This is a genomic window from Mycobacterium pseudokansasii, assembly GCF_900566075.1.
Taxonomy (GTDB): Bacteria; Actinomycetota; Actinomycetes; order Mycobacteriales; family Mycobacteriaceae; genus Mycobacterium; species Mycobacterium pseudokansasii.
Window position 1 is genome coordinate 3,068,587 of sequence record NZ_UPHU01000001.1, and the last position, 25,919, is coordinate 3,094,505.

20 protein-coding genes and 4 pseudogenes are annotated in these 25,919 nt (G+C 65.9%); 13 read left to right on the forward strand and 11 right to left on the reverse strand.

Going from position 1 to position 25,919, the window contains the following annotated elements; all coding sequences use genetic code 11:
- Window positions 1-246: 246 nt before the first annotated feature.
- Entirely contained in the window at window positions 247-1,266 is a 1,020-nt protein-coding gene (locus tag EET10_RS13910) for an alpha/beta hydrolase (protein ID WP_036403223.1), read from the forward strand.
- 3 nt (window positions 1,267-1,269) lie between these two features.
- Here the strand turns inward: EET10_RS13910 and EET10_RS13915 are convergent, their stop codons facing one another.
- Window positions 1,270-1,560 carry a hypothetical protein gene (locus EET10_RS13915; protein WP_122502232.1) on the reverse strand — a complete coding sequence of 97 codons (291 nt, stop codon included), beginning with the start codon at window positions 1,558-1,560 and terminating at the stop codon, window positions 1,270-1,272.
- A 156-nt stretch (window positions 1,561-1,716) separates the two neighbouring features.
- On the opposite strand from EET10_RS13915, the gene EET10_RS13920 reads away from it, so the two are divergent.
- Window positions 1,717-3,150 (forward strand): serine/threonine-protein kinase, encoded by a 1,434-nt coding sequence (locus tag EET10_RS13920; RefSeq protein WP_036403489.1) that lies wholly within the window; start codon window positions 1,717-1,719, stop codon window positions 3,148-3,150.
- A gap of 75 nt (window positions 3,151-3,225) precedes the next feature.
- Here the strand turns inward: EET10_RS13920 and EET10_RS30855 are convergent.
- Both EET10_RS30855 and EET10_RS13935 read right to left on the reverse strand, forming a co-directional pair.
- Window positions 3,226-4,586: pseudogene (locus tag EET10_RS30855) on the reverse strand (PPE domain-containing protein).
- A gap of 459 nt (window positions 4,587-5,045) precedes the next feature.
- Window positions 5,046-5,351: a hypothetical protein gene (locus EET10_RS13935; protein ID WP_036403484.1), complete on the reverse strand. Its 306-nt coding sequence runs from the start codon at window positions 5,349-5,351 to the stop codon at window positions 5,046-5,048.
- 276 nt (window positions 5,352-5,627) lie between these two features.
- Here EET10_RS13935 and EET10_RS13940 point away from each other — a divergent pair, with 276 nt between their 5' ends.
- Complete coding sequence (locus tag EET10_RS13940; RefSeq protein ID WP_122502790.1) at window positions 5,628-8,270, forward strand: FHA domain-containing protein; 2,643 nt, start codon at window positions 5,628-5,630, stop codon at window positions 8,268-8,270.
- A 19-nt stretch (window positions 8,271-8,289) separates the two neighbouring features.
- On the opposite strand, the gene EET10_RS13945 is transcribed toward EET10_RS13940, so the two are convergent.
- Window positions 8,290-8,811, reverse strand: coding sequence for a GNAT family N-acetyltransferase (locus EET10_RS13945; protein ID WP_244601943.1), 522 nt, complete (start codon window positions 8,809-8,811; stop codon window positions 8,290-8,292).
- Between the two features lie 134 nt (window positions 8,812-8,945).
- Between EET10_RS13945 and EET10_RS13950 the strand changes: the two genes are divergently transcribed.
- From EET10_RS13950 to EET10_RS13960, 3 genes are read left to right on the forward strand one after another with little or no spacing between them, the layout of a single operon-like run.
- Entirely contained in the window at window positions 8,946-10,568 is a 1,623-nt protein-coding gene (locus EET10_RS13950) for a class I adenylate-forming enzyme family protein (protein ID WP_122502233.1), read from the forward strand.
- On the forward strand, window positions 10,555-11,328 hold the full coding sequence (locus tag EET10_RS13955; protein WP_051490517.1) for a class II aldolase/adducin family protein: 774 nt from the start codon (window positions 10,555-10,557) through the stop codon (window positions 11,326-11,328). Before EET10_RS13950 ends, EET10_RS13955 begins: the two co-directional genes overlap by 14 nt.
- A 6-nt stretch (window positions 11,329-11,334) precedes the next feature.
- On the forward strand, window positions 11,335-12,603 hold the full coding sequence (locus EET10_RS13960; RefSeq protein WP_036403215.1) for an amidohydrolase family protein: 1,269 nt from the start codon (window positions 11,335-11,337) through the stop codon (window positions 12,601-12,603).
- Between the two features lie 5 nt (window positions 12,604-12,608).
- Here the strand turns inward: EET10_RS13960 and EET10_RS13965 are convergent, their stop codons facing one another.
- Both EET10_RS13965 and EET10_RS13970 read right to left on the reverse strand, forming a co-directional pair.
- Window positions 12,609-13,025 (reverse strand): CBS domain-containing protein, encoded by a 417-nt coding sequence (locus EET10_RS13965; RefSeq protein ID WP_036403213.1) that lies wholly within the window; start codon window positions 13,023-13,025, stop codon window positions 12,609-12,611.
- Window positions 13,026-13,128: 103 nt separating this feature from the next.
- A complete protein-coding gene (locus tag EET10_RS13970; RefSeq protein ID WP_036403477.1) occupies window positions 13,129-13,911 on the reverse strand; it encodes a glucose 1-dehydrogenase in 783 nt (260 codons plus the stop codon).
- A gap of 119 nt (window positions 13,912-14,030) precedes the next feature.
- Here EET10_RS13970 and EET10_RS13975 point away from each other — a divergent pair, with 119 nt between their 5' ends.
- From EET10_RS13975 to EET10_RS13990, 4 genes and pseudogenes are all read left to right on the forward strand, one after another.
- Window positions 14,031-14,852 carry a class I SAM-dependent methyltransferase gene (locus EET10_RS13975; RefSeq protein WP_036403475.1) on the forward strand — a complete coding sequence of 274 codons (822 nt, stop codon included), beginning with the start codon at window positions 14,031-14,033 and terminating at the stop codon, window positions 14,850-14,852.
- A gap of 27 nt (window positions 14,853-14,879) precedes the next feature.
- On the forward strand, window positions 14,880-15,677 hold the full coding sequence (locus EET10_RS13980; protein ID WP_036403210.1) for an SDR family NAD(P)-dependent oxidoreductase: 798 nt from the start codon (window positions 14,880-14,882) through the stop codon (window positions 15,675-15,677).
- A gap of 281 nt (window positions 15,678-15,958) precedes the next feature.
- Window positions 15,959-16,051 (forward strand): annotated as a pseudogene (locus EET10_RS32295) (LuxR C-terminal-related transcriptional regulator); the annotation flags it as partial.
- Window positions 16,052-16,066: 15 nt separating this feature from the next.
- Entirely contained in the window at window positions 16,067-16,735 is a 669-nt protein-coding gene (locus EET10_RS13990; protein WP_063467445.1) for a hypothetical protein, read from the forward strand.
- An 85-nt stretch (window positions 16,736-16,820) separates the two neighbouring features.
- Here the strand turns inward: EET10_RS13990 and EET10_RS13995 are convergent, their stop codons facing one another.
- The gene (locus EET10_RS13995) at window positions 16,821-17,690 is read right to left on the reverse strand and encodes an NYN domain-containing protein (protein ID WP_036403473.1); all 870 of its coding nucleotides are present in this window, start codon (window positions 17,688-17,690) and stop codon (window positions 16,821-16,823) included.
- Between the two features lie 52 nt (window positions 17,691-17,742).
- Here EET10_RS13995 and EET10_RS14000 point away from each other — a divergent pair, with 52 nt between their 5' ends.
- Together EET10_RS14000 and EET10_RS14005 are read left to right on the forward strand one after the other, a co-directional pair.
- Window positions 17,743-18,906, forward strand: a complete 1,164-nt coding sequence (locus EET10_RS14000; protein ID WP_036403207.1) for a thiolase family protein — start codon at window positions 17,743-17,745, stop codon at window positions 18,904-18,906.
- Complete coding sequence (locus EET10_RS14005; RefSeq protein WP_051490516.1) at window positions 18,903-19,379, forward strand: Zn-ribbon domain-containing OB-fold protein; 477 nt, start codon at window positions 18,903-18,905, stop codon at window positions 19,377-19,379. Before EET10_RS14000 ends, EET10_RS14005 begins: the two co-directional genes overlap by 4 nt.
- 164 nt (window positions 19,380-19,543) lie before the next feature.
- Here the strand turns inward: EET10_RS14005 and EET10_RS14010 are convergent.
- The 3 genes and pseudogenes from EET10_RS14010 to fadD1 form a co-directional block, all read right to left on the reverse strand.
- A pseudogene (locus EET10_RS14010) lies at window positions 19,544-19,801 on the reverse strand (IS1380 family transposase); the annotation flags it as partial.
- Window positions 19,802-19,848: 47 nt separating this feature from the next.
- Window positions 19,849-20,066, reverse strand: a pseudogene (locus EET10_RS32300) (hypothetical protein); the annotation flags it as partial.
- Between the two features lie 1,226 nt (window positions 20,067-21,292).
- A complete protein-coding gene (gene fadD1 / locus EET10_RS14015) occupies window positions 21,293-22,888 on the reverse strand; it encodes a fatty-acid--CoA ligase FadD1 (protein WP_099188399.1) in 1,596 nt (531 codons plus the stop codon).
- A 167-nt stretch (window positions 22,889-23,055) separates the two neighbouring features.
- On the opposite strand from fadD1, the gene EET10_RS14020 reads away from it, so the two are divergent.
- A complete protein-coding gene (locus EET10_RS14020; protein WP_081260731.1) occupies window positions 23,056-24,291 on the forward strand; it encodes an FAD-dependent oxidoreductase in 1,236 nt (411 codons plus the stop codon).
- A 396-nt stretch (window positions 24,292-24,687) separates the two neighbouring features.
- Here the strand turns inward: EET10_RS14020 and EET10_RS14030 are convergent, their stop codons facing one another.
- Window positions 24,688-25,869, reverse strand: coding sequence for a glycosyltransferase (locus tag EET10_RS14030; protein ID WP_051490515.1), 1,182 nt, complete (start codon window positions 25,867-25,869; stop codon window positions 24,688-24,690).
- Window positions 25,870-25,919: the final 50 nt, after the last annotated feature.

Genomic DNA, 25,919 nt, shown 5'->3' on the forward strand with positions numbered 1-25,919 from the left:
CCGAAAAGGACCCGAAAAGGACCCGAAAAGGACCCGAAAGACCCTTGCGAATTTGCGGAAGCACATTTATTGACCGACCAGGGGCACAAGCAACTGGTACCCATAGCGCCCGACACACTGCAATAGCGGTATACCCCGTGGTTTGTCGAGTAAACGTGACGAATCCTACTCGTGGCACAGGCAAGTACCTCAGTTTGGTGGTGACCGGCCAGGGTATTCATTGGCCATCATGAGGAGTTGATCGCAATGGTCACGATAAAGAATCCCCGGCACGCACGGGCGAGGAAGGCGGATGGCCGGCGAATTCACCATCGCCACAGTCCGCAATCAATTGCCGTCTCACTTGCCACCCGGTTGATCGTGAAGAACGCGGTGCGTGCCTGGGCCATCCAACCGAATCTGCGCTGGCCATTTGATTACATCGACGGCTTAGCGGGTTTGTTGCCGCGCTTTCGGTCGTCGGCCAGGATTGACCCGGTACGCCTCGACCACTGTGCTGCGGAATGGGTTCGAGCGCCGGGTGTTTCCCCGACACGGGCAATTCTTTACCTGCATGGCGGAGCCTTCCTCACCTGTGGGCTCAACACCCACCGCTCTCTGGTGTGCCGGTTGTCGAGGGCCGCGGATGCCGGTGTGCTCAACGTCGGGTACCGCAAGCTGCCGTCGCACCAGATCACCGACGCGATCGAGGATGCGTTGAGCGGCCTCGCCTGGTTGCAGGATCAAGGCTTCGACGGCGGGCAGGTCGTGGTGGCGGGCGATTCGGCGGGCGGGTACCTGGCGTTCATGACGACGTTGTCGGCGATCCGCAGCCGCCTCGCGAAGCCGGCCGGCATCGCCACCGTCTCGCCCTTCACCGATCCCGATCCGGCCCGCAAGCTCGCCCACCGCAACGCACGTCGATGTTCGATGTTCACCTGCGGGGCCCTGTCGATGTTCGCTCGGTATCTGGGCCAGGTGCAGCTTCCACACGAGCGGCCGAAATCCTCACGTCGGGTCGAGTCCCCGGTGGACGCCGACCTATCCCCGTTGCCGCCCGTCGCCATCCACGCGAGTTCGGACGAACTGTTGCTGGCCGACGCTGAGCTCATGGCGAAACGGCTCACCGCCGCGGGAATCCGGTGTGATCTGCACCTGTGGGACGGCCAAATTCACGATTTCCCGCTGGCGGCAGACATCTTGCCGGAAGGCCGGCGGGCCATTCGATACCTCGGCGACTTCGTCAAAGAGGTCACTGCGCGCATGCCCGCCGCGGCAGCCGGGTAGCGCTTAGCCCGCCGCGGCAGCCGGGTAGCGTTTAGCCCGCCGCGGCAGCCGGGTAGCGTTTAGCGTGAGCAGCGGTTCATCCAGCTCGTCGTCCATCAGCACCGTTTCCCGCTGCTCCTGCCAGTCGTAGGCCGTCGTCTCGAGCGGCACGTCGTCGAGCTGAGACCAGGGCGGGTCGGCTCCGTCAGATCCGCCGGACAGGTCGTCCGACGGAGAGTCCCCGGTCGGCTGCAGTTGTTCAACGGCATCGGCGACGGGCACGTCGTCGGGAAAGACATCGTCGCTATTGCCCATGGACCCGGGTTACCCGGCGTCTTGGCGTCGAAAACGCGGTAAACCGGGAGCCGGGCGGCGCGGCACTCGTGTGAATCATCACAGCCGGTAGGTCCTGACCTGGGCGGACACCCACTTCCTCGACCCCTCAACGGCATGGCGAGCTACGATGCCGCCATGCCGCTCGCCGAAGGTTCGACGTTCGCCGGCTACACCATCGTCCGACAGCTGGGCTCCGGCGGGATGGGCGAGGTCTACCTGGCCCGGCACCCGAGACTGCCCCGCCAGGATGCCCTGAAGGTACTCCGGCCGGAGGTGTCCGCCGACACCGAGTACCGGGAACGCTTCAACCGTGAAGCCGACGCCGCGGCTTCACTGTGGCATCCGCATATTGTCGCGGTGCACGACCGGGGCGAAACCGACGGCCAGTTGTGGATCGACATGGACTACGTCGACGGTGTGGACGCCGTACGGTTGCTGCGCGAGCGGTATCCCGACGGGATGCCGGGCCCCGAGGTCACCGCGATCATCACTGCGGTGGCCGAAGCGCTCGACTACGCCCACGAACACAAGCTGCTGCACCGCGACGTCAAGCCCGCCAACATCCTCATCGCCAAGCCAGACTCCGCAGATCGGCGAATCATGTTGGCCGACTTCGGGATCGCCGGTTGGGTGGGCGAAGCCAGCGGGTTGACAGCGACCAATATGACCGTGGGCACCGTGTCCTACGCAGCGCCCGAACAGCTGATGGGTCAAGACCTCGACGGCCGGGCCGACCAGTACGCCCTGGCAGCGACGGCGTTCCATCTGCTCACCGGCACCCCACCGTTCCAGCACTCCAACCCCGCCGTGGTGATCAGCCAGCACCTCAGCGCGTCACCCCCGCCGATCGGTGATCGGCTGCCTGCCCTCGCGGACCTCGACCCGGTATTCGCCAAGGCACTGGCCAAAGATCCCAAGGACCGGTATCAGCACTGCATCGACTTCGCCCGGGCACTCGGCCATCGGTTGGGCGGCGGTGGCGATACCGACGAAACTCTCGCCCGACCGGTCGCGGTGCCCGTGCCGCCGGCCAAACGGTCGCTGCAGCGACCAGCCGTGCTGATCCCTGCGGTTCTGGCGATACTGCTGGTCATCGCGATCGCGGTGGCGCTCCGCGAGTTCCAGCGGGCCGACGACGAGCGCGCCGTGTCCGCAACGACGTCCGGCTCGCCGGCGACAACCACCACTTCGGCGGCAGCGACTTCCGCTACCCCGACGACGCCGCCGACCACACCGTCGACTACCGCGGCGGCACAGACCGAAACCACTACCTCGGCGGCCCCGGCTCCAGTCGTGGTCATCGGCGCCGTCTGCGCACCGCAGGGCAGTACCGGCGTCACCAAGACCGGGGCGACCGCCTACTGCTCGACCCTGCAGGGCACCAACACGACCATCTGGTCGCTCACCCCGGGCACGGTCGCGAGTCCGACGATCACCGCTACCGCGGAACCCACCGAGTCGCCGCTGCCCACCGAGCAGGAATCGCCGATCCGCATCTGCATGCAGCAGACGGGCCAGACCCGCCGTCAATGCCGCGAGGAGATTCGCCGCAGCAACGGCTGGCCCTGATCACCGCGACTACCCATGGACGGCGGTTTCCGCAATCTCGAACGGGCTCGCCACAAGTGCTGTCGGCGGCGGTGCTCAGCTGGCGATGCTCGACATCGCACATCCCATGCTTGAATCCCAGGTACCCGGCAACATCGGCACCGCCAGGCCACTTCCGAACTCGCTGCTCAATACCGTGAACCCGGCCGGTCGCAGAACGGCCCCATGAGGCGCGGTCCCAGCAAACCTTGAGATCTCGGCGCCCGATTCGGATGCCAGCATCTGCGACCCGGCTGAAGAACCGGGAGCGCCAGCGTGCGCCACCACCGAGCTCGCCGCTGCGGCCGCATGCGTGGCCGAGCCGGTTGCCGGCGCGGTACCGGCCGACAGTGCGACTGGTGGGGCGAACCCGCCCATCGACAAGGGAGTTGCAACACCGGTTTGCGGCACAGCCGGTGAAACCCCCACCATTTCCGCCGCCATTGCGGCACCGCCGAGCAGCTCGCGTGTCGCCTGCACCACCGCCGCAGCTGCGTTGTCGACCGCCCAGTACAGCGTTCCCAGCACTTTCCCCAGGAACACAGCGGGCTCCTGGACCACCGCCTTCATCCACAGCAGCGTGATATCGAGAAAGAGGAGTACCAGCTGAACTTGGTCCAGCAGCAATACCAGCAGGTCGCTGATGAGAAGGTTCAGTATCTTCACCATTTGAAGCACATAGCCGGCAAGCAAGACCACGTACGCGACCAGGAGTTGAAGCGGGTCGAAGAGCATGTCAACCCCGAACCCGGCCAGCTCGCCGACCAACTGCCATAGCGCCTGGTCCAGCACTTGGGCCAGCGTTCAAGCAGCTGCCAGACTATGTTCCACCAGGGAGGTTTGGGGGGTGGAGGAAAGCTCCCAACGTGACCGACGTGGTGTTTGACGATGGCGGGGGCCGACGGGGTATGCGGTGCCGCGACCAACGCCGTACCACTGACGGCAGCGTACACACTCATCGTGACCGCGGCCTGGACCCACATCCGCGCATAGTCGGCCTCGTTGAGCGCAATCGGGATTGCTTTGATCCCAAAGAAACTCGTCGCCATCAACACCGCGTGAGTGATGTGGTTGGCCGCCAGCTCACCGACGGTCGGCATCGCCGCCAACGCGGAGCTGTAGGCCGCAGCCGCGGTTTCATGCTGGGCCGCTGCATCCGGGCTGTCGGTGGCGGCCTTCGTCAACCATGCCACGTACGGCAGGTGCGCGGCGGCATAGCTATCGGCGCTTGGACCCTGCCAGTCCGCAGCCTGCACATCGGCCAGTAAAGCAGTCAATTCGTCTGCCGCGTCGGCATATTCAGTACTCAGGGACATCCACGCGTCCGCGGCAGCCAACAATGGGCCGGGCCCGGGACCGCTGCTCAACGCCGTCGAATGCACCTCCGGCGGCAACGCCATCCAGATGTGGGCAATCATCAAGAACCTCCCGTTATGACCCAAGACGCCGCCGCGCCATCAACAAGGGCATTCGGCCTCGGTACGGCGAATGCTCTGGCGCGGGAGCGGGCCCCGCCTTGGGTACCACCGCGGATCAAGCACACTTCTCCTAGCGACCAAGGGTCCCTAGTGTCGATAACCCGCGCACCACTGTGCGGCAATCAAGTCGCGCTCGAAAATTCTTGTCTGGTCATGACTTCCGCGACTCGGCATAGTGTTGGCGCTGACGACCCGCGTGCCTAGGGTTGATTGATCTCTCGAGTGCCAGAGGGATGGGACAAAGCGCCCGTGGCATCGGCCGGCTTGCCGCCGGGGTGTGCAATACGCTGCGGCAAAGTCTCAACCTGAGGCAACATGCACAGCGAACCCATAGCCCTTAGACACGCGACGTCCCCGGCTCAACCCACTGGGCGCCGATAGCGATGCACAAATCAGCGACTACACACACCCGCTGACGCTGATGCGCCGGCCGACATTGGCGCAGACGTTGACATTCGGCGCCGGGGGAGGGGGAGGCGGATAGTCTTCCGGCAACGGGGCGTATTCCGACGGCGGCGGTACGTAGGGAGCTACCGCGTCGGCGATGTCGGTGCATCCGCTGACCGAGACTCGTCGGCCGGCATTGACGCAGACATCCGCATTCGCTTGGGCGGACGGCGCCATGATGGCGACCACTTCTGGCACGGCGGTGAACGCCAGTGCCGCTGTCGCTAACACGGCCACGGGCCGCTTACAGGGACGCATCGAGATCTCCTTGCTGCTGGCTGGCGCCTGCCCGGCTTTCCCAATCGATCGCGTGGGAATCGTTAGGCAACGAATTTTATCCGCGTTCTCATGCAACCAGGCACAGGTCGTCCTGCGTGCCGCCGGATTCGACGGCGGATGCCGGGTCTCGTTGACCAATCTCTCCGTCGCCTGGGCGTTCGGCCCAGCGCACGATGTTCGAACCGATTCCACGCGACGAACACTGATTCGCGTCCTGTTCTGCAGTTGGCGCTGCTGCCGTTACAGTTGGTCCCGATGACCCAAACAGTCGCGCCGCCAGTGCTGACCGTGCGATACAACGGAGCTGAGCGCACCTTCGCAGCAGGCCACGATGTCGTTATCGGCCGTGATCTACGCGCCGACGTCCGTGTCGCGGACCCGCTGATCTCGCGAGTACACCTATTGCTGCGCTTCGACCAGGGCCGCTGGATGGCCATCGACAACGGCAGCCTCAACGGCCTCTATGTCAACAACCGCCGCGTACCGGTTGTCGACATCCACGACGGCCAGCGGATCAACATCGGCAATCCCGATGGTCCGGCACTGGACTTCGAGGTCGGTCGCCGCCAGCAAGGTTCTGTCGGACGTCCACCACCGACGACGGCGATGCCGGTGCCCCCTATCCCGAGCGGACCCTGGCCGGCGCACGCTGCGCCGCAGACCGGCGCCCAATGGCAGCCGCACCAGCCGCCACCGCAGCCACAAGCGGCACAGCAGCCACCGCCGACTACCCGGATACCCGCCCAACCGCCCGGCGGGCCACAGCACGCGCCGCCGTCGGGGCCGCCGCCGCACTACCCGACCGGCGCTCAACCGGTCCGCCCGCAGTCGGGGCCGCAGCCGGCACCGCAGATTTACCGCCCACCCGCGGCGAGTCCGCCGCCTCCGGTAGCGGTCCGTCCCGGCGGTGAAACGGGCAACATCGCGACGTCGATGATGAAGATCCTGCGGCCCGGCAAAGCCGCGGGGGAGTTGCCGCCCGGCTCGTTGCGGATCGGCCGGGCCGACGACAACGACATCGTCATCCCCGAGGTGCTGGCGTCGCGCCACCACGCCACCCTGGTCCCGACGCCCGGCGGCACCGAGATCCGCGACAACCGCAGCATCAACGGCACTTTCGTCAACGGGGTGCGCGTCGAATCGGCGCTGCTGCACGACGGCGACGTGGTCACGATCGGCAACATCGATCTGGTTTTCGCCGGCGGCGCGCTGGCGCGCCGCGAAGAGACGTTGCTGGAGACGCGCACCGGCGGTTTGGATGTGCGCGGGGTGACGTGGACGATCGAGAACAACAACACGCTGCTGGACACCATTTCGTTGACCGCGCGCCCGGGAATGCTCACTGCCGTCATCGGTCCCTCCGGGGCGGGTAAGTCGACCTTCGCGCGGTTAGTGGCCGGCTACACGCATCCGACAAGCGGCACGGTGGCGTTCGAGGGCCACAACGTGCACGCCGAATACGCCTCGCTGCGAAGCAGGATCGGCATGGTCCCGCAAGACGACGTGGTGCATGGCCAGCTGACCGTCAAACAAGCGCTGATGTATGCCGCCGAGCTGCGGTTACCGCCCGACACCACCAAGGAAGACCGGGAACAGGTGGTTGCCCGGGTACTCGAGGAACTCGAGATGTCCAAGCATCTCGAGACCCGGGTCGACAAGCTGTCGGGCGGTCAACGTAAACGAGCCTCGGTAGCGCTGGAACTGCTGACCGGGCCGTCGCTGCTGATCCTCGACGAGCCGACGTCGGGCCTGGACCCAGCGCTGGACCGCCAGGTCATGACCATGCTGCGACAGTTGGCCGATGCCGGCCGGGTGGTGCTGGTGGTCACCCATTCGTTGACCTACCTCGACGTCTGCGACCAGGTGCTGCTGCTCGCCCCCGGCGGCAAGACGGCGTTCTGCGGGCCGCCCAACCAGATCGGCCCGGCCATGGGCACCACCAACTGGGCCGACATCTTCAGCACGGTCGCCGACGACCCGGACGGCGCCCAGGCCCGGTATCTGTCGCGCACGGGCCCGCCGCCGCCACCACCGCCGGCCGAGCAACCCGCCGAGTTGGGCGATCCGTCGCACACCAGCCTGTTTCGGCAGTTCTCCACGATCGCCCGGCGGCAGATCCGGTTGATCGTCTCCGACCGCGGCTATTTCGTCTTTCTGGCGTTGCTGCCCTTCATCATGGGTTCACTGTCGATGTCGGTACCCGGTGACGTCGGCTTCGGTTTCCCCAATCCGATGGGCAATGCCCCCAACGAGCCTGGCCAGATCCTGGTGTTGCTCAATGTCGGCGCCGTCTTCATGGGAACCGCACTGACCATCCGTGACCTCATCGGGGAGCGGCCCATTTTCCGGCGAGAACAGGCGGTCGGCCTGTCCACCACCGCGTACTTGATCGCCAAGATCTGTGTGTACACCGTGTTCGCGGTGGTCCAATCGGCGATCGTCACGATCATCGTGCTGATCGGCAAGGGCGGCCCGACGCAGGGTGCGGTGGCGTTGGGCAAGCCGGGTCTGGAGCTGTTCGCCGACGTCGCGTTGACCTGCGTCGCCTCGGCGATGCTCGGACTGGCGTTATCGGCTATCGCCAAATCCAATGAACAGATCATGCCGCTGCTGGTGGTCGCGGTCATGTCGCAGCTGGTGTTCTCCGGCGGCATGATTCCGGTCACCGGGCGTGCCGGTCTCGACCAGATGTCTTGGGCCACACCGGCGCGCTGGGGATTTGCGGCCTCGGCGTCCACCGTCGACCTGATCAAGTTGGTGCCCGGCCCGCTGACTCCCAAGGATTCGCACTGGCATCACACGCCCGGCGCGTGGTGGTTCGACATGGGCATGCTGGCCGTGATCAGCGTTGCCTACCTGTGCTTCGTGCGGTGGAAGATCCGCCTGCCACGCGGCTGATTGTGACCGGTAGGGCGACTCAGCCCTGGCCGGTGGATCGATGCAGGGTGAAACCTATCTGGGGTACCGCCAGCACACCCGGTAGCAGGGTCAACAGGACGGATCGTCCGTCGCGCCGGAAGCCCTTTTTCTGGTAGAAGCACTGCGCCTGATGGTTCATCTCGGCACACCACAGGACGGCGTCATGCGAGGGCTCAGAGCTGAGCGCATGGTCGAGCAAGAGGCTGCCGATGCCCCGGCGTTCATGTCCCGCGGCGACATACAGCGCGTCGATCTGAAGGTGGCCAGGGTTTCCCGGCTCCGGCCCAAAGATGCACACTCCGACGACGTGGCCGTGCGACTCGGCAAGCCACATCGCCCACCCGGCGCGGCTCAACGCTAGCGGGTATTCCCGATCGACCCAGGTCTGCCAATCGAAGAGGTCGAGCAGCTCTGGGATCACGATTCCCCGGTGTGACAATCGCCAACTCTGGCAGTGCATCGGCGCGACGTTCGCGTAGTCCGCCGGCTCGGCTCGCCGGACCGAGACACCGTCGGGCATCTCCGTCACGCTCGCTCCCGCTGGTTTGCTCGAGGGGGATGTGTTGAGGGGAGGGTAGCGCAGCGCCGCCGCGTGGCAGATTCGCGTCGTGCGGCTCCGGATGACGCGCCACGCCGCTTTCCTATCATTTGGTGATGGGTACCGGTGGGCTCGATACCGTGGGTTCTGCGGCGTTCAGCGCCGAAGAATCGGCCCGCTACTATGCGGCCGGTTGGTGGTCGGACATCACGCTGTCTGACGCGGCGCGTCGAAACGCCGAACTCTCACCCCACCGGAACGCCTATGTCGACCGCCCGGGCGGATCGCTGACATGGAATGAATTCGACTGTGGTGCAACGATATTAGCCGACCAACTGGCGGGTGTCGGGGTAGTGCGGGGGGATCGGGTGGCGGTGTGGCACGGTGACTCGGCAGCCATCCATGTGCTGTTCGTCGCGATCGAGCGCTGCGGGGCCGTCGTCGTCGGGCTCGGCGCGCGTGCCGGTCCTCGCGAAGTCGTGCGGATTGTGCGCGATACCCGGCCGAAAATCCTGATCAGCGACCGGCGGCGCAGCCACGCTGCTGCGGGGGTGGCCGCCGAATACCCGGTGCCGTTGCTGGTGCTCGGCCGGCGCGGGGGAGCGCCGGCGCTGAGCGTCGAGACCAAACCCGGGACGCTGGACGTCGACTGCCGGCTCGGACCCGACGACGTCTTCCTGATCAACTCCACCTCCGGCACCACGGGACGGCCCAAATGTGTGGTGCATACCCAAAACCGTTGGCACTACTTCCATCAGAAGGCCGTCGCTCATGGGCTGTTGACCGCTGACGACGTGTTCCTGCCGGTCATCGCGGCACCGTTCGGGTTCGGGATCTGGACCAGTCACACGACTCCGATCCATCTTGGCGCCACCGCGGTGATCCTGGACCGGTTCACCACAAGTGCGGCGGCGCTGGCGATAGCCGAACACCGGGTCACGGTGTTGTGTTGTGTCAGCACGCAGTTGACGATGCTGATGGCCGACGCCGGGTGCCGGAAGTACGATCTGAGCTCGCTGCGTGTCGTTTTCACCGGCGGCGAAGCGGTGCCGTACCGGCCGGCCGCTGATTTCGAGGAAATCACCGGAGCCAAGATTTTGCAGTTCTACGGCTCCAACGAGACCGGGCTGCTCAGCGGGACCACGCTCGATGACGAGCGGCAACGCCGGCTGCGGACCGCTGGACGGGTGGTGCCGGAGATGTCGGTCCGGCTTTTCGACGGGGATCGCGACGTCACCGCGACGGGCCGCGGCCAGCCCGCCTGCCGGGGGCCGGCGACCAGCCTTGGCTATCTGGACGGCACCGACCACGACACGCTGTTCACCACCGACGGGTGGATGCGCATGGGTGACCTTTGCGAGATCGATGCCGAGGGGTACCTGACTGTCACCGGCCGGATCTCCGAGTTCATTGTGCGCGGCGGCAAGAATATCAGTGCGGCGCAGGTCGAAGACGCCGTGCTGACACATCCGGCAATCGCGGTGGCGGCCGCGGTCTCGATGCCCGATCCGGTGTTCGGTGAAAAGGTCTGCCTTTATGCCGAACTCACCGGCTCGCACACCCTGGAGCTGGCCGAACTGGTGAATCATCTGCTGGGCTTGGGCTATTCCAAGGAGCTACTGCCCGAGCGACTGATCGTGGTCGACGAGCTGCCTCGTTCCTCGGGCGGCAAGGTCGCCAAAAGCACGCTCCGCGAAGACATTCACGCCAGGATGGAGGTCGATAATGAACGCTGCTGAGCCACGCCCGGGCGGCTTGGAGGTGTGGGCGCCGGCCGTGATGCCCCCGATCGGAGTCGAGCTGTCCGACGAGCAGGCGCTGGCCGTGGCCTTCCGCCACCTCGCCGCGATCGGGTTCGCCGAGAACATGGCCGGACACATCACCTGGCAACCCGACGGGAACACCGACATGTTGGTCAACCCGTGGGGGTTGTGGTGGCAGGAGCTCACCGCGTCGGATATCTGCGTGGTGGACGCCGATGCGCGAGTGGTCCGCGGCCGGTGGGATGTCACCCCGGCGATCCACATCCATACCGAACTGCACCGCGTCCGGGACGACGCAAGGGTGGTCATTCACAACCACCCCTACTACGTGTGCGTACTGGCCGCGCTGGGCAGGCTGCCCGAGCTGGTGCATCAGACCGGCTCGCTATTCCTCGACGACCTGTGCCTGGTCGACACCTACCACGGTGAAGTCGACAGCGCCTCCCGCGCAGCGGATCTCGCGGCGCACATCGGAGACGCCAACCTGACGATCCTGGCCAACCACGGCGTCATCGCAACCGGCCGCAGTCTGGCTGAAGCCGTCTACCGCGCCGCCTCGATCGAACGGGTATGCAAGCTGGCCTACGACATCATGCTCACCGGAAAGGAACCCGCGCAGATGAATTGGGCGGACATGGCGGGTATGCAACGCTCGCTCATCGAACGCGCCGCCGACGTGTACTGGGCCGGCGCCGCGCGGATGACCATCAAGGCTGATCCAGAAGTTCTGCGGTGAACGACCATGAAGTCGATTGATGAGCTGGCCACGGACCCGGACTTCACGACCGCCAAGACCGGCGCGGACCGGTCGGTGACGTTGCTGCCCGACCCGCCCCGGGCACAACGCCACTACACGGTGATCTCGGTCGACGACCACATCGTCGAACCGCCGGATACCTTCACCGGCCGTCTGCCCCGCAGGTTCGCCGACCGGGCGCCGCGCGTCGTGGACACCGACGATGGCGGCCAGACCTGGGTTTACGACGGTCAGGTGCTGCCCAACGTCGGCTTCAACGCCGTGGTGGGTCGACCGGTGGCCGAGTACGGTTTCGAGCCGGTGCGCTTCGACGAGATGCGCAGGGGCGCATGGGATATCCACGAGCGCATCAAAGACATGAATCTCAACGGCGTCTACGCCTCGCTGAACTTCCCGTCGTTCTTGCCCGGATTCGCCGGCCAGCGGCTGCAGCAGGTGACCAACGATCGTGACCTCGCGCTGGCATCGGTGCGGGCGTGGAACGACTGGCATCTGGAGGTGTGGGCGGGCTCCTATCCCGATCGGATCATTGCCTGTCAGCTGCCGTGGCTGCTGGATCCCGGACTCGGCGCGGCGATGATCCGTGAGAACGCCGAGCGTGGATTTCACGCGGTCACGTTCACCGAGAACCCGGCGATGCTGGGGTTGCCGAGCATCCACTCGGGCCATTGGGATCCGATGATGGCGGCGTGTGCCGAAACCGGGACCGTGGTGAATCTGCATATCGGGTCGTCGGGTTCGTCGCCGTCCACCACCGACGACGCGCCGTCCGATGTCGTGGGTGTGCTGTTTTTCGCCTATGCCATTTCGGCTGCGGTCGACTGGTTGTACTCGGGTCTGCCCAGCAGGTTCCCCGATCTCAAGATCTGTTTGTCGGAGGGCGGCATCGGCTGGGTCGCAGGGCTGTTGGATCGCCTCGACCACATGCTGAGCTATCACCAGATGTATGGCACCTGGCAGGCTATGGGTGAAAGCCATACTCCGGCAGAGGTTTTCACCCGAAACTTCTGGTTCTGTGCGGTGGAGGACAAGTCGTCATTCGTCCAGTACGACCGGATCGGTGCCGACAACATCATGCTGGAAGCCGACTATCCGCACTGTGATTCGACGTGGCCGCACACCCAGCAAACGATTCACGATCAGATCGGTGGGCTGCCCGAGGACGTGGTGCGCAAGGTCACCTGGCAAAACGCCGCGCGTCTGTATCGTCATCCGGTGCCGGTGCACATTCAGCAGAACCCGGACGGATTCTGAGCCGGCTAGTCCAGCTTCAAGTCGGCCTCGGCGCAGTAGACGCCGAGCAGGTCGCGAGCCGAAACGATCCCGCCCGGAACGCCCTCGTGCTCCACCAGAATATGGCGGATGTAATGCTCCATCATCTGGTTAGCCACCTCGTCGACGGTGGCCTCGGAGTCGCACCACACCAGCTTGGTGCTGGCTACGTCGAGGGCCCGCACCGCGTTCGGGTCTTTCCCGGCGGCCACGACCCTGACGATGTCGCGCTCACTGACCAGCGCTGCAGGCCGTTCGTCGTCGCCGATGACAATCGCCCCGACGTTGTCGGCGACCATCGCGTTTGCGACATCGGCCACGGTGGCGTCGGCCACGACACGCGCCACCGGGTCGCCCGTGACGGTGGAAATCGGCAGCGATCCAGCAGAAGGAAGGGTAGTCACGCCACCATCTCACCCGGCCCCGCCCGCTCGTTCTAGTGACTTGAGTCCTCAAATCAGGTGGCCTTAGTACCGGTGCGCGTGCCACGCCGGCCCGGCTGCCGGTCTACGTGACCCAGTCAGGCTGCTGGGCAACGTCGACGGCGGAGAAGTCTTTGTGGCCCAGGCCCGCCACTGTGCCGCCGTCGACGACGAATTCCGAGCCGGTGGAATAGCTCGACTCGTCGCTGGCCAGGTACACGACGAGGTTGGACACCTCCTGCGGTTCGGCGGCGCGGCCGAGCGCGGTCTGGAACAGGTCCTCGGGCACCCACTGCGTCATCGGCGTCTTGACGAGGCCGGGATGAATGGAGTTCACCCGGATTCCGCTGACTCCGAGCTCCACTGCCGTCGACTTGGTCAAACCTCGCACCCCGAACTTGGTCGCGGTGTAGCCGTGGGAGGCCATGGTTCCGGCCAGCCCTTCGATGGAGGAGACATTGATGATGGATCCGCGGCCGACAGCTTTCATGGGTTTGACGACGGCGCGAATGCCCAGGAACACCCCGGTGAGGTTGACGTCGAGAATCCGCTGCCATTCCGACAGCGCATAGTCTTCGATGGTTCCGATGTTGAGGATGCCGGCGTTGTTCACCAGAATGTCGAGCCTGCCGAACCTGCTCAGGGCCGCCTCGACTGCTGCCTCCCACTGAGCGGGATCGGTGACATCGAGGTGGACGTAGTGGGCTGCGTCGCCGACTCCGGCCGCCACGGCGTTGCCCTCGTCGTCAAGGATGTCGCCGAAGACGACGTTGGCGCCCTCGGCCACCAATGCCCGCACGTGCGAGGCGCCCATGCCGCGGGCGCCACCGCTGACGAGTGCGACTTTGCCGGTCAGTCGGTTTGGCATTCCTTGATACTTCCACGATCCATCCGGGTAGACCACGGCCCTCGCCGATGAGCAGTCCGCTTCGGTACGCTCGGGACCGTCCGCACCCTGGGCCGGTCAGATCCGGAGATTGGTGGGCAATCGTGGCGCCTCCCAAAGTCGACTTCAGTTCGGTCGGTTGGGGTTCCGTGGAATGGACAAACTTGGTGACCCTGTATCTGCGGGCCTATGACAGTCGTTCCCGCAAGCCCATCCTGGGTGATCGGGCGGCCGCCGAAGCGGTGGATCGTATCGACTACGACTTCAAACGGATACATCGCACCTCGCTGCCGGCCACCAATCAGTATCTGGTGGTGCTGCGCGCCGAACAGTTCGACGACTGGTGCGCGGATTTTCTTCGCCGTCACTCCGATGTGGTTGTGCTGCATCTTGGTTGCGGGCTGGACAGCCGACCATATCGCCTCGCGGTGCCCGCGTCGGCGCTGTGGTTCGATCTCGACCAGCCGGGTGTCATCGACCTGCGCCGCCGGCTCTACGACGAAGCGGACAACTACCGCATGATCGGCTCGTCGGTGACTGATCCCGGGTGGCTGCAGCGTATTCCGGCCGGACGTCCCGCGCTGGTCGTCGCCGAAGGCCTGCTGATGTACCTCGCCGAAGGCGATGTCCGGCAGCTGCTCACGCGCCTGACCGACCGATTCGAGCACGGTGAAATGCTTTTCGACACCACCTCCCCGCTGGGGCCGCGGCTGTCGAAGATCTTCACGAAAGGCATCGTCAAATGGGGCATCGGCGATGTCCGAGACATTGAACGGTGGAACCCGAGGCTGCGTTTCCGCGAACAGACCTCCGCGCTGGCCAGCTACCAGCACATCGAGGCGGCCCCGGTGCGGTTTTTGTACCGGCTGCTGCACGCCACGCCGTTCGGCGACTATGACGTCTTGAACCGCTTCGAATACTGAGCCGCCGGATCGACTAGCGTCGAGCGAATGGAACTAACCGGCAAGACTGTCCTGCTCACCGGTGCCACCGGCGGCCTCGGACGAGCGATCGCCGCGGCGCTGGCCGACCGCGGCGCGCGACTGATCCTGAGCTCCCGCAAAGCCGCGGAGCTGGACAAGCTGGCGACTTCGCTGAGCGGACTCGACCATCGAACGGTCGTCAGCGACCTGTCTGATTCCGGCGCCGCCGTTGCCTTGCTCGCCGAAGCGGGGGAGATCGACGTCCTGGTCGCCAATGCCGCGCTGCCGGCCTCCGGGAAGCTCGACAGCTTCACGGCCGAGCAGGTGGACCGTGCGCTGCGGGTCAACCTCGAGGTGCCGGTACAGCTGACGCGCGAACTCATTCCGGTGTTCACCGAGCGCGGGTCCGGGCACTTCGTCTTCCTTTCATCGATCTCCGGTAAGGCTCCCACACCGCGCGCTTCGCTCTATGCGGCAACGAAATTCGGTCTTCGGGGCTTCGCGCTGTGCCTGCGCGACGACCTGCGGCCGGTCGGGCTGGGGGTCTCGGTGGTCAGCCCGGGGGCGATCGGCGGCGCCGGGATGTTCGCCGACTCGGGAGCCGCCATGCCGCCGCTGATCGGCACCGGCACGCCCGAACAGGTCGGTGCGGCCGTGGTCACGGCCATCGAGCGCAATCGCGCGGAGGTCACTGTGGCCCCGCTGCGCCAGCGGGCGCTGGCCCGTTTCGCGGCGAACGCACCCGAGATGTCGTCGCGGCTGGCCGGGGGAATCGTGGCAAAGGCGGCGGACGAGATCGCAGCTGGTCAGACCGACAAGCGGTAACGGCGCGGCGCGGCTGGTCGGGCCGGAGGCGACGGGCAACCATATCGCTATCCGCGCCGCCAGCGCTGGCCGTCGTCATGAGCCGCCCACGGGTGTTCGACGCGGCGCATGCGCTCAAGGCGGCCAATGAGTTTGGTGTGGTTCAAGGTTCATCACGCCACCCATGACGCGTCCGTGGCCATTGCGAGAGGCGCTGAGCGCCAACGACTTCGACGCTGCGTGCGCCGAGGAGGCAGCGCCGAATATCGCATTGCCACAACGCTTTTCCAGGTCCGGTGTGGTCGCCGCGAACCGTCCAAGCTCACCTCACTCACAGCTACGCCCAGCTGGGCATCACCTCTCGGGTCCAACTGGTTCAGCAAGCGCCCCGGTGATGGCATCCTGGCCTGGTGGGACTGCTGTTTCGGCTGCTCGAGTTGCTGGTTCTGGCCGCGCCGGTGATCGGCGTGATCTATGCCGGCATCCGGATGATCGCGTCTGTCAACAAGCGACGCGAGGCGCCCGGCGATCCCGTCCCGGCTGACCTTGCGGGGGCCGGCTCCGGTGACATCGGCAATCACGCATCACGCTGGCGGGCAATTCGACGCGCTCTCGATGCGCATGACCACACCGATGCTCGCTGGCTGGCCTACGAGCTCGATGCCGCCAAGCTCCTCGACTTCCCGGCCATGACCGATATGCGAGACCCGCTGACGACAGCCTTTCACAAGGCCAAACTGGCGGCCGACTTCCACCGGCCGGTCCGGGCGGAAGATCTCGTCGACGACCGGGAAGGCACGCGGCAGTACCTCGACGCCGTCGAAAGCTATGTGACCGCGTTCAATGCCGCCGAAGCGGAGGCCACGCGCAAAGGCCGAAGCGACTTCTCCCGCGAGGAACGGCAACGGCTGGCCCGTGCCCAGAGCCTGTTGCGGGTCGCGGCCGACCCCTCGGCGACGCAGCAGGAACGACAGCGGGCATATGGTTTGGCCCGTACCGAGCTCGACGGCCTCATCGTGTTGCCGGGCGGCACCCGGACCAGCATCGAGCGCGGCATCGCCGGCGAACTCGACGGGTAAGGCCGGGTAGCCACCTTCCCCCGCGAGCAGGCGCAAAAGCCCCGTTACGCCCGGCGTGTCGCGGGCTTTTGCGGCTGCTCGGCGATCAACCGGCGTCGCTGTGCAGGCGCACCATCCGCGTGGTGCTGCTTTCGTCAAGATCGACCACGTCGCCGCGGGAACGCAGAAAGTCGCTGAACGACTTGAAGCCCAGCGACTTCTCGCTGAACGACGGGTCCATCCGCTTCATCTGGGCCTTGACCATGGAGTTGTGCTGCCAGTCCGCGTCGTCCTTTTCCTGGCCGATCCGCAGTGCCCGCTCCAGCAGGCTGGTGGCCGCGGCCTGCGGGTCGGGTGCAGTCGGCTCCTCGTCCGGCTCCGCGCTGCTGGCATGGCGTCCTTGTTTCTTGGGCTGCGCCGCCACGACGGTGGTGGATATCCCGGGTAGCGTGTCGTAGGTGACGAACTCGTCGCAGGCGGCGGCCAGCGACTGACTGCTGGCGCCGGCCACGCCGATGCCGACGACATACCGGCCCAGCCGCTTGCAGCGCTGCGCGAGTGCGATGTAGTCGGAATCGCCACCGACGATCACCACGTGGGTCAGGTCGGGCAGCCGGAACATGTCCTCGACCGCATCGACGGCCAGACGGATGTCGGCGCCGTTCTTGCCGTATGCGGCTGCCGGGAAGAGTTGCACCAGATCGACCGCGCGTCCGACCAGCTGGCCGTGATAGCGGGCGTTCACCTGGGCCGACCAATCCGCGTACGCGCGGGTAAGCACCAGGGTGCCGAACGACGACGCGAAATCCATGATCGCGCCCAGGTCGACCGTCGCCGCCCGCAGCCGCTCCGGGTCCAGACCTTTGGCCTTGTCCTTTTGGAAGGTGCCGCGTCCGTGTACTTGGTCATAGCGCGAGATCACGATGTTGTCGAAGTCGAAGTAGACGGCCACTCGGGTCGCGCTGGAATCAGTCATGATCGTCATCGTGCCGTCTGCCACACCCGCACGGCAGCAGAACGGAGTGACAGTGAGCGCGACCAAGCGCCGCACCGCAGCCGTCGTCGGCGTGCACAACACCCGCCAGCGGCGCCGCCTGGACGGCGAAACCTCCCGCAGCCTGGCGGTCAAGGCCATCCGGGGAGCCCTCGACGACGCCGGCCTCAACCTCGAAGACGTGGACGGGATCAGTGCCGGCGCATTGTCCACGGCACTGACCTACGACCTCCGCCTCGGGCCCGCCTGGCAAGGGGTGGGGTTCGGGATCGGCATGATCACCGAGGCCGTCACGGCAATCGAGCACGGCATGGCCGACGTGGTGGTACTCGTCGCCGCCCAGGCGGGGGAGTATCGCGACCATGCGGCCACGGCGCCATGGACCAGACCGGAGAACGAGTTCGTAGCGCCGTGGGGAATGTTCACCGCCGCAGAATTCGCGCTCATCGCCCGACGCCACATGCACGTCTATGGCACGACGCGCGAGCAGCTGTCCATCGTCGCGGCCACCATCCGCAACAACGGCTCGCGAAACCCGGAAGCCGTTTACTACCAACGCGGGCCGTTCACTCCCGACGACATCACCGCGTCACGGCCGATCGCCGAGCCCTTTCACCTGCTCGATTGCGCCACCACCTCCGAGGGAGGCTGCGCCCTGGTGGTGGCAAACCTGGACAAGGTGCAAGTCGCCAGACAGCCGATCTACGTGTTGGGAAGTGGCGCAGATCATTACGGTCCGTCGTATCAGCATCCACCCGCATGGGACCTCGCGGGCCGGCGCGGTGACCACGTCAACGGCGCGGTGGGCGCCCGGGCGGCCGAGCGTGCTTTCGGCCATGCGGGCCTGCGGCGCGACGATGTCGACGTGCTCGAACTCTACGATCCGTTCTCGTTCGAGATCATCCGTCAGCTGGAGGCGTTCGGCTTCTGCGGCCAGGGCGAAGGCGGACCGTTCGTCGCTGACGGTCACATCGCCATCGGCGGCAGCCACCCGGTCACCACCGACGGCGGAACCATGTCCTTCAGTCATGCCGGGAGGAATCCGCAAATGATGCAGCGCGCGATTCGGGCGGTTCAGCAGTTGCGTGGCGAGGCCGGCGCGCTTCAAGTTCCGGATGCACGGATCGCGTTGTGCAGCAACGGGGGAGCGGGTGCCTTGTTCACCACGGTGCTGATTCTCGGAGTCGAACCGCGATGAGTTCGGGCGAGCTTTTGCGGCCGCAGACCGGGCCGGTGCCGCACCCGAGCAGTCCGCTCAGCGCTCCTTTCTGGGACGGATGCCGAGCAGGCGAGCTGCGCTATCAACGTTGTCAGGGGTGCGGCGCCGCCAATTTCCCGCCGGCCGAGCACTGCCGGCAGTGTCTGTCGGCGAATCTAGCCTGGATGCCCAGTGCCGGGGTCGGCGAAATATACAGCTGGACAGTGGTTTACCGGCCGGCGACACCCGAGTTCGAGCCGCCATATGCGCCGGCGATCGTCACGCTGGACGAGGGCTACCAGATGCTGACCGACGTCGTCGGGATGGCACCGGCGGATCTGGCCATCGGCATGCGGGTCCAAGTGCAATTTCACGAGGTCGGCTCTGACCTGACGCTCCCGTATTTCACGCCGCTTAGACCGGTGTCGATCACGGCTGTCACATCTGTCTGTGCGTCGGTTGACACGCGTTGACTCACTAAAAGTGCCCGGGTCTGAGCGACAGGTGTTGCTCGCCGTGCTGTGTGATCTTGATTTAGTGGGCCGGGATATCACTGTTCCGCTGGTCTGCCAGGCTTTTCCTGTTGGTTGCAGGTCGTCGGATCGGGTGGTGTCGGTGAAGCGGTGGATGACTACCTGATTGTGTTGTGCCACAGTGCAAGCCATGGTGGTTCCCTGGGCCCGTGGCTGGGCAGGTGCAGCAGTGGTTTGCGTTGCGGTCGGGTCAGGAGGGCGGGGATGGTGACCAGTGGCGGCTGTAATGTTGCTCTGTGGGCCGTGCCGTGTTGGGCGTCGGCGAGGACTCCGGCGGCGCGCAGCGGGTTGTGGGCGATGGCGGCGCGCAGCGCCCGGGCGGAGTTGGCGCCGAAGCGTCCGGATGGGATGTCGGCCGGGGGTGCCGGTGTCGCGACCTTGCAGGGCGTCGGATAGCGCACCGGGGTCCGCCCGCGCACATCGCCGCGACAAGGGTCGCTAACTTCGGCGAGGGGATTGGCCGACCCCGACTTTGATCCGCGGCTTGGCGATATCGACCTTCTCGTCGAGCAGTCGCGACAGGCCCGTTTGCCCGGCTAGGGTCGTCACCGGCACCAATCCGACACATGACACAAGATTGCCATCATCGAATACTGAACCTGTAGGACACTTGCACTGGAAGTCCACTTCCTCGATATGGGTTGGTTAATTCCTGAAGACCATCAATCATCGCAGCTCAGAGGACACTTTCCCATTCCCACACCCACCACGGCGCCTATTTATCCGTGGATTGAGGCTGAACCGCGTTCGATACGGCCAATCCAGAGCTTAGGTCTGGCCGCAGGTACCGCCCAGGCCCAGCCCGGTCCTATTCCGCTTCATCCCGGCCCCCTCCACACCGACGACAACGGTTGGGGCCCACCGCAGCGGTGGTGCCCAGGGGATCCCTTGCCCGCGACCGGTAATCACGTGACCGACCCGTTTCGTGGCTGGGACATGACGGTATGTCACACCTACTACTACCTCTATCCAAGGATGGGCAATGTGTCCAACATGATCTGGGACGGTGATGACCAGCCACCGAAACCCGCAGGTTCGGGGTACCAACCTCCGCCGCCCCTTCCGCCGGGGTTGTGCTGGCCCACGGATGGACGCTTGATTCCCGTGCCGATTACGTGCCCTTAGACCGTATGTGGTGACTCCTCGCGGAGTGGAGTAGTTGCTGGCCGGGGCCTCGCTCACGCAATCTCGTGGGTACCGGGCGCGGCGGGCGTTGTCGGCGGCGGGGCTGCGCGCTCGCGGCGTCATCCGAGCTGCTTCGCTTGGCGGGTGATCGGGTAAACCGATGCGCGTGACGCACCGAATTTGGCGCGGTTGTTGCGGTTGGACGAGGTTGTGGCGGTGCGGATTCCGAGTGCGGCCGAGGACGCTGTCCGGGATTTGGTCGGCACCCGAGAAGCCGCCCGAGCAGACTTGACGCGGGTCCGACATCGGTTGTCGAAAGTGTCGCTGCATCATGGGATGTCTACTACAACGGCAAGGCGTGGACCGAACGCCACGACCGACGTGCTCGCCGCCGTCAAGTCCAAGCCCCTTCGGGGTTGGGGCGTACAGACAATCATCCGAGTTCAACGGGCATTTTCCGCAATTCGACACCCGCGATTCAGCCCTAGATCGAGGTTTAGTGCATAGCCTTCGGCGGACCACCGACCGAATCCGTAGGTGGCACTGCAGCGATCCCGTGTTGCGGATGTGAGCCGAGTCGGAAGCCCGCCTGTGCGTGTCAAGGTGCCCAACGTATGTGTCGCTCGTAGCCGGGCACTGTTAGTGAGTCAACGAGCACCCCCGAAGTCGGTGACTCGTGTGACTGATGGTGCGCCAGTCACTGTCGCGTCCAACAGCTCGACGGCGTTCTAGGAGGCGTCGCCGCGAAACGCGATCCGGTACGCGGTGCCGCGTGGCTCGCGCACCCACAACATCTCGCCCTCGCTGACGGTTATTCCTTCCCCGATCAACTGGCGCTTGAGCACCTTGTGGGTGGCGGTGCTGGGCAGGTCGGCGGCGATGCGGACGTACCGTGGCCTGGCCTTGGGGGACAGGTCGGGCTGTGCATCCAGGAATGCCTCGAACGAGCCGGGATCGAAGGCGCGGCCCCGGTGCAGCACGACCGCGGCCATCACCTGGTCACCGACATGCTGGTCCGGCACCGCATAGACCGCTACACGGTTGATAGCATTGTGGCGCAACAGGATTCGCTCGACCGGCGCGGCCGCCAGATTCTCGCCGTCGACCCTCATCCAGTCGGCGGTGCGGCCGGCCAGATAGATCCAGCCCTGCGCGTCGCGGTAACCGAGGTCACCGGACCAATACATGCCATGGCGCATGCGTTCGGCGTTGGCGTCGGGATCGTTGTAATAGCCGCTGAAGAAACCCGATCCGGTCGTGTTGACCAATTCGCCCACGGCCTCGTCGGCGTTGAGCAGGGCACCGTGCTCGTCGAAGCGTGCGACGGGGCACTCGGTGACGGTCTCGCTGTTGTACACCGCGACTCCGGGGGCACCTTTGCCGATCGAGCCCGACGGAGTTCCGGGTTCGCGGATCACGATGACCGCGTTTTCGGTCGAGCCGAAGCCGTCTTCGACCTGCACCGCGAAGCGGCGCGCGAACTCCTCGATGTCCTTCTCGTTGGCCTCGTTGCCGAACGCCACCCGCAGCGGATTGTCGGCGTCGTCCTCGCGCTCCGGAGTGGCCAGAATGTACGCCAGCGGCTTGCCGACATAGTTCATGTAGGTGGCGTGGTAGCGGCGGACGTCGGCTAGAAAACTAGTGGCCGAGAACTTGGCCGGCGCGATGGCGGCGCCGGACACCACCGCGGGCGCCCATCCGGCGACTACCGCATTGGAGTGAAACAGCGGCATGGACACATAGCAGGTGTCCTGCTCGGTGAGCGCGAAGCGCTCGGTGAGGCTGCGCCCGGCGAACATCGGCATCAGCTGCGACACCTGCACCGCCTTGGGGCATCCGCTGGTGCCGGAGGTGAAGATCATCATGAACGGGTCCGTCATGTCGACCATGCGATGCGGGACCAACGGACCGGCGGCGGCGACCAGTTCGGCCCACTGCGGTGTCGCGCTGTCGAGAATCCGGGTGCCGGCCAGGTCCAAACCGCGTAGCAGGTCGCGGTGTTCGGCGTCGGTCATCACGATCTGGCAGTCGGCCTTTCTGATGTCGGCGGCCAGCGCCTCGCCGCGGCGGGTGGTGTTCAGGCCGCACAGCACATAGCCGCCCAGTGCGGCCGCGGCCATCTGGGCCAGCATCTCGGGTGTGTTGCCCAGCAGAGCGCCGATGTGCATCGGCCGGCCGGGATCGGCGGCGGCGATCAATGCCGCGGCGCGCGCGGCTGACTCCGCCAGGTACTGGCGCCAAGTCCATTGCAGGTCATGGTATTTCACCGCGACCGACGAATCAGATGCGCGCTTTTGTAACAGCGTTTGGATGGTGTCAGTCATGGCCTGTGGTCCTCCGTTCATGTGGGGCACCCCGTGTGAGCCGGCCGGCGATGCGGCACCGCTCACCATCCCGTCGGCGGCGGACACACCGGTGGCGTGGTCCGAGACCGAGGCCCGGTGCTCCGTTGAGCGCGGGTAAGCCGCGTGCGCACCTTATGCTTGCGCTGATGTCTGAGACAACCACATGCGCGATTATCGGCGGCGGCCCAGCCGGCATGGTCCTCGGCCTGCTCCTGGCCCGGGCTGGTGTCGAGGTCACCCTGCTGGAGAAGCACGGTGACTTCCTACGGGATTTCCGCGGTGACACCGTGCATCCGACGACCCTGCGGCTGCTCGACGAGCTGGGACTGTGGGAGCGTTTCGCGGCGTTGCCCTTCAGCGAGGTTCGCAAGGCCACCCTCGATTCTGGCGGGCATTCGGTGACCTACGTCGACTTCGAGCGACTGCGACAACCCCACCCGTATATCGCAATGGTGCCGCAGTGGGACCTGCTCAACCTGCTCGCCGAGGCGGCTCAGGCCGAGCCGACCTTCACGTTGCGCATGAAGACCGAAGCCACCGGGCTGCTGTGCGAGGGAGGCCGGGTGGTCGGAGTGCGCTACCAGGGGCCCGACGGTCCCGGCGAGTTGCGGGCGGAGCTAACCGTGGCGTGCGATGGTCGCTGGTCGATGGCTCGCCAGCAGGCCGGGCTCAGGGCCCGCGACTATCCGGTGAAGTTCGACGTGTGGTGGTTCAAGCTGCCGTACGAGGACACCGCGCAGTTCTCGTTGCTGCCGCGATTCGGACCGGGCAAGGCCCTCGTGGTGATTCCCCGCCAAGGGTACTTCCAGATCGCCTACCTGGGGCCCAAGGGCGCCGACGCAGCGTTGCGGGAGCGGGGCATCGAGGCGTTCGGCCGCGACGTCGCCGCGCTGGTTCCCGAGGCGGCCGAGTCGGCGGCGGCGCTGACGTCGATGGACGATGTCAAGCACCTCGACGTGAAGGTGAACCGGTTGCGGCGCTGGCACACCGATGGATTGCTGTGCATCGGTGACGCCGCGCACGCGATGTCGCCGCTGGGCGGTGTCGGGATCAACCTGGCGGTGCAGGATGCCGTCGCGGCGGCGACCATATTGGCCGAACCCCTTCTGCGACACCGGATTACCGATCGCGACCTGGCTGCCGTGCGGCGCCGCCGCCTCCTTCCGACCGTGGTGACTCAAACGGTGCAACGGGTATTGCACCGGATGCTGGTCGGCCGACTGCTTGGCGGCAAGGACCCGACCCCGCCGCCGGCATTACTCGCGGTCGTGGACAAATTGCCGTGGCTCTCGATGCTGCCCGCCTACTTTGTCGGCGTGGGGGTGCGGCCCGAGCATGCCCCCGCATTCGCCCGCCGCGGGCCCGGCAACAGCAGCGGTTGACCCTGGATGCACGGCCGGAAACCGTGACGTCGTCGAAGCGCCCGTTAGCAGAGACGAGGTTTGACAACGCCGTCTCTGGGATACTTACTGGATGAACGTCAAGGTAGTCGCTGACTTAGTGCACACGGCGACTGAAGGAGGGACGACACGATGATCGCGAAAAAGTTCGCAGGGAAAGCCGTAATCGCCGCAGCGTTGGGAGCATCCGCGCTCGGATTCGGGGGTGCTGTTGCACAGGCTGACCCGGGGCAGCCGTGGATTCCGCCGGGCCCGCATATCAACGATCGAGGCATTGCAAACCCGTTCCCGCCGGGGCAGGTTCAGCAAGTCTGCCCCTGGCAGGCGCCGCCCGGTCATTGGATCGGGGGCCCGCACGGGTTACCGTGCACCTGACCTTCATGCGGTGAATGGCGAATCTGCGTCCGTAAGCCGGATCGCTTCGTCCACACAACGGGAAACGTCGCGTTGACCGTCGCGGGCACTTAGTGCAATCAACATGCCGGCCGCGGCTTGCTGCCAGGTGAAGGCCTCGGCGCGCCGTCTTGCGCAGGCGCGGCGGCCATGCTCGGGCCGGCTGACGACGCGGCAGACCGCCGCTGCGATGGAGACTGGGTCGTTGTCGGCCGATGCACCGCTGTCTGTGGTGATGATCTCGGCCAGCGCCGACGTGCGCGATACCACAACCGGTGTCCCGCAAGCCATTGATTCCAGTGCGGCCAGCCCGAAAGTCTCGTGCGGTCCGGGTGCCAGGGTCACGTCGGCGCAGGCCAGCAGGGTGGCGACGGCGCGCCGATCGGAGATGAAACCGGTGAACTCGACGGGTAGACCCGCGGCCTGACGTTGCAGTCTGGCGCGCGTCGGACCCTCGCCGACGACTACCAGCCGGGCGTCGACACCGGCGTCACACAATGCGGCGACCGCATCGATGCTGCGATCTGCACGCTTCTCGACCGACAGCCGGCCGCAGTGGACCAGCAGGATCTGTGTGGGTTCGGCGAAACGTTGGCGCACCAGGGAGCTGCGCCGCCGCGGGTGGAAGGTCTGCAGATCGACACCCAGTGGGACGGTGGCGATATTCGTCGCGCCGATGCGGTCGAATTCCGCACGCGCGAACGCGGTGGTGCACACCACGGTGTCGTAGTCGGCAGCGGTTCGACGGTTCGCCACGTCTGCGAATGCCCGGGCCGTGCGTCGGGGAAGCAGCTGGCCGGCAAAGCGATCGAGGCGTTCGTGGGAGATCATGACCGTTGTCACGCCGCGGTCGCGCCCCCAGCGGCCCAATGATCGCAGGGTGAGCCGGTCGGAGACCTCCAGGGCGTCGGGCCGCAGCGTTTCCAGCAACGCCCGCACGGGCCCGGGCAGCACCGCGCGGTAGCCTCCGGTGAATGGAATCAGCTTGGCCGGCAGGGTGATTCGCACGACACCGGTACGCAACCGAGTATGCGTGGCCTGGGCACCGGGAACGATCAGAAATACCTGATGGCCGCGTGCGCAGTATTCCGATCCCAACCGGTCGACGGCAGTCCGGAGCCCGCCGGAACGAGGTCCGTAGAAGTTGGCGACCTGAACGACACGCATACCGTGAGAAAAACGTTCGCTGATGTGCGGTCCGTGAGGTCCGCTCGACC

Bases quoted from the DNA above. Each gene is read 5' to 3' on its own strand.
- EET10_RS13950 (WP_122502233.1), top strand. From the start codon at position 8,946: ATGGGTACCGGTGGGCTCGATACCGTGGGTTCTGCGGCGTTCAGCGCC.
- EET10_RS14005 (WP_051490516.1), top strand. From the start codon at position 18,903: ATGAGTTCGGGCGAGCTTTTGCGGCCGCAGACCGGGCCGGTGCCGCAC.
- EET10_RS13955 (WP_051490517.1), top strand. From the start codon at position 10,555: ATGAACGCTGCTGAGCCACGCCCGGGCGGCTTGGAGGTGTGGGCGCCG.
- EET10_RS13940 (WP_122502790.1), top strand. From the start codon at position 5,628: ATGACCCAAACAGTCGCGCCGCCAGTGCTGACCGTGCGATACAACGGA.
- EET10_RS13915 (WP_122502232.1), bottom strand. From the start codon at position 1,560: ATGGGCAATAGCGACGATGTCTTTCCCGACGACGTGCCCGTCGCCGAT.
- fadD1 (WP_099188399.1), bottom strand. From the start codon at position 22,888: ATGACTGACACCATCCAAACGCTGTTACAAAAGCGCGCATCTGATTCG.
- EET10_RS14030 (WP_051490515.1), bottom strand. From the start codon at position 25,869: ATGCGTGTCGTTCAGGTCGCCAACTTCTACGGACCTCGTTCCGGCGGG.
- EET10_RS13980 (WP_036403210.1), top strand. From the start codon at position 14,880: ATGGAACTAACCGGCAAGACTGTCCTGCTCACCGGTGCCACCGGCGGC.
- EET10_RS13960 (WP_036403215.1), top strand. From the start codon at position 11,335: ATGAAGTCGATTGATGAGCTGGCCACGGACCCGGACTTCACGACCGCC.
- EET10_RS14020 (WP_081260731.1), top strand. From the start codon at position 23,056: ATGTCTGAGACAACCACATGCGCGATTATCGGCGGCGGCCCAGCCGGC.
- EET10_RS13920 (WP_036403489.1), top strand. From the start codon at position 1,717: ATGCCGCTCGCCGAAGGTTCGACGTTCGCCGGCTACACCATCGTCCGA.
- EET10_RS13935 (WP_036403484.1), bottom strand. From the start codon at position 5,351: ATGCGTCCCTGTAAGCGGCCCGTGGCCGTGTTAGCGACAGCGGCACTG.
- EET10_RS13995 (WP_036403473.1), bottom strand. From the start codon at position 17,690: ATGACTGATTCCAGCGCGACCCGAGTGGCCGTCTACTTCGACTTCGAC.
- EET10_RS13910 (WP_036403223.1), top strand. From the start codon at position 247: ATGGTCACGATAAAGAATCCCCGGCACGCACGGGCGAGGAAGGCGGAT.
- EET10_RS13970 (WP_036403477.1), bottom strand. From the start codon at position 13,911: ATGCCAAACCGACTGACCGGCAAAGTCGCACTCGTCAGCGGTGGCGCC.
- EET10_RS13945 (WP_244601943.1), bottom strand. From the start codon at position 8,811: ATGCCCGACGGTGTCTCGGTCCGGCGAGCCGAGCCGGCGGACTACGCG.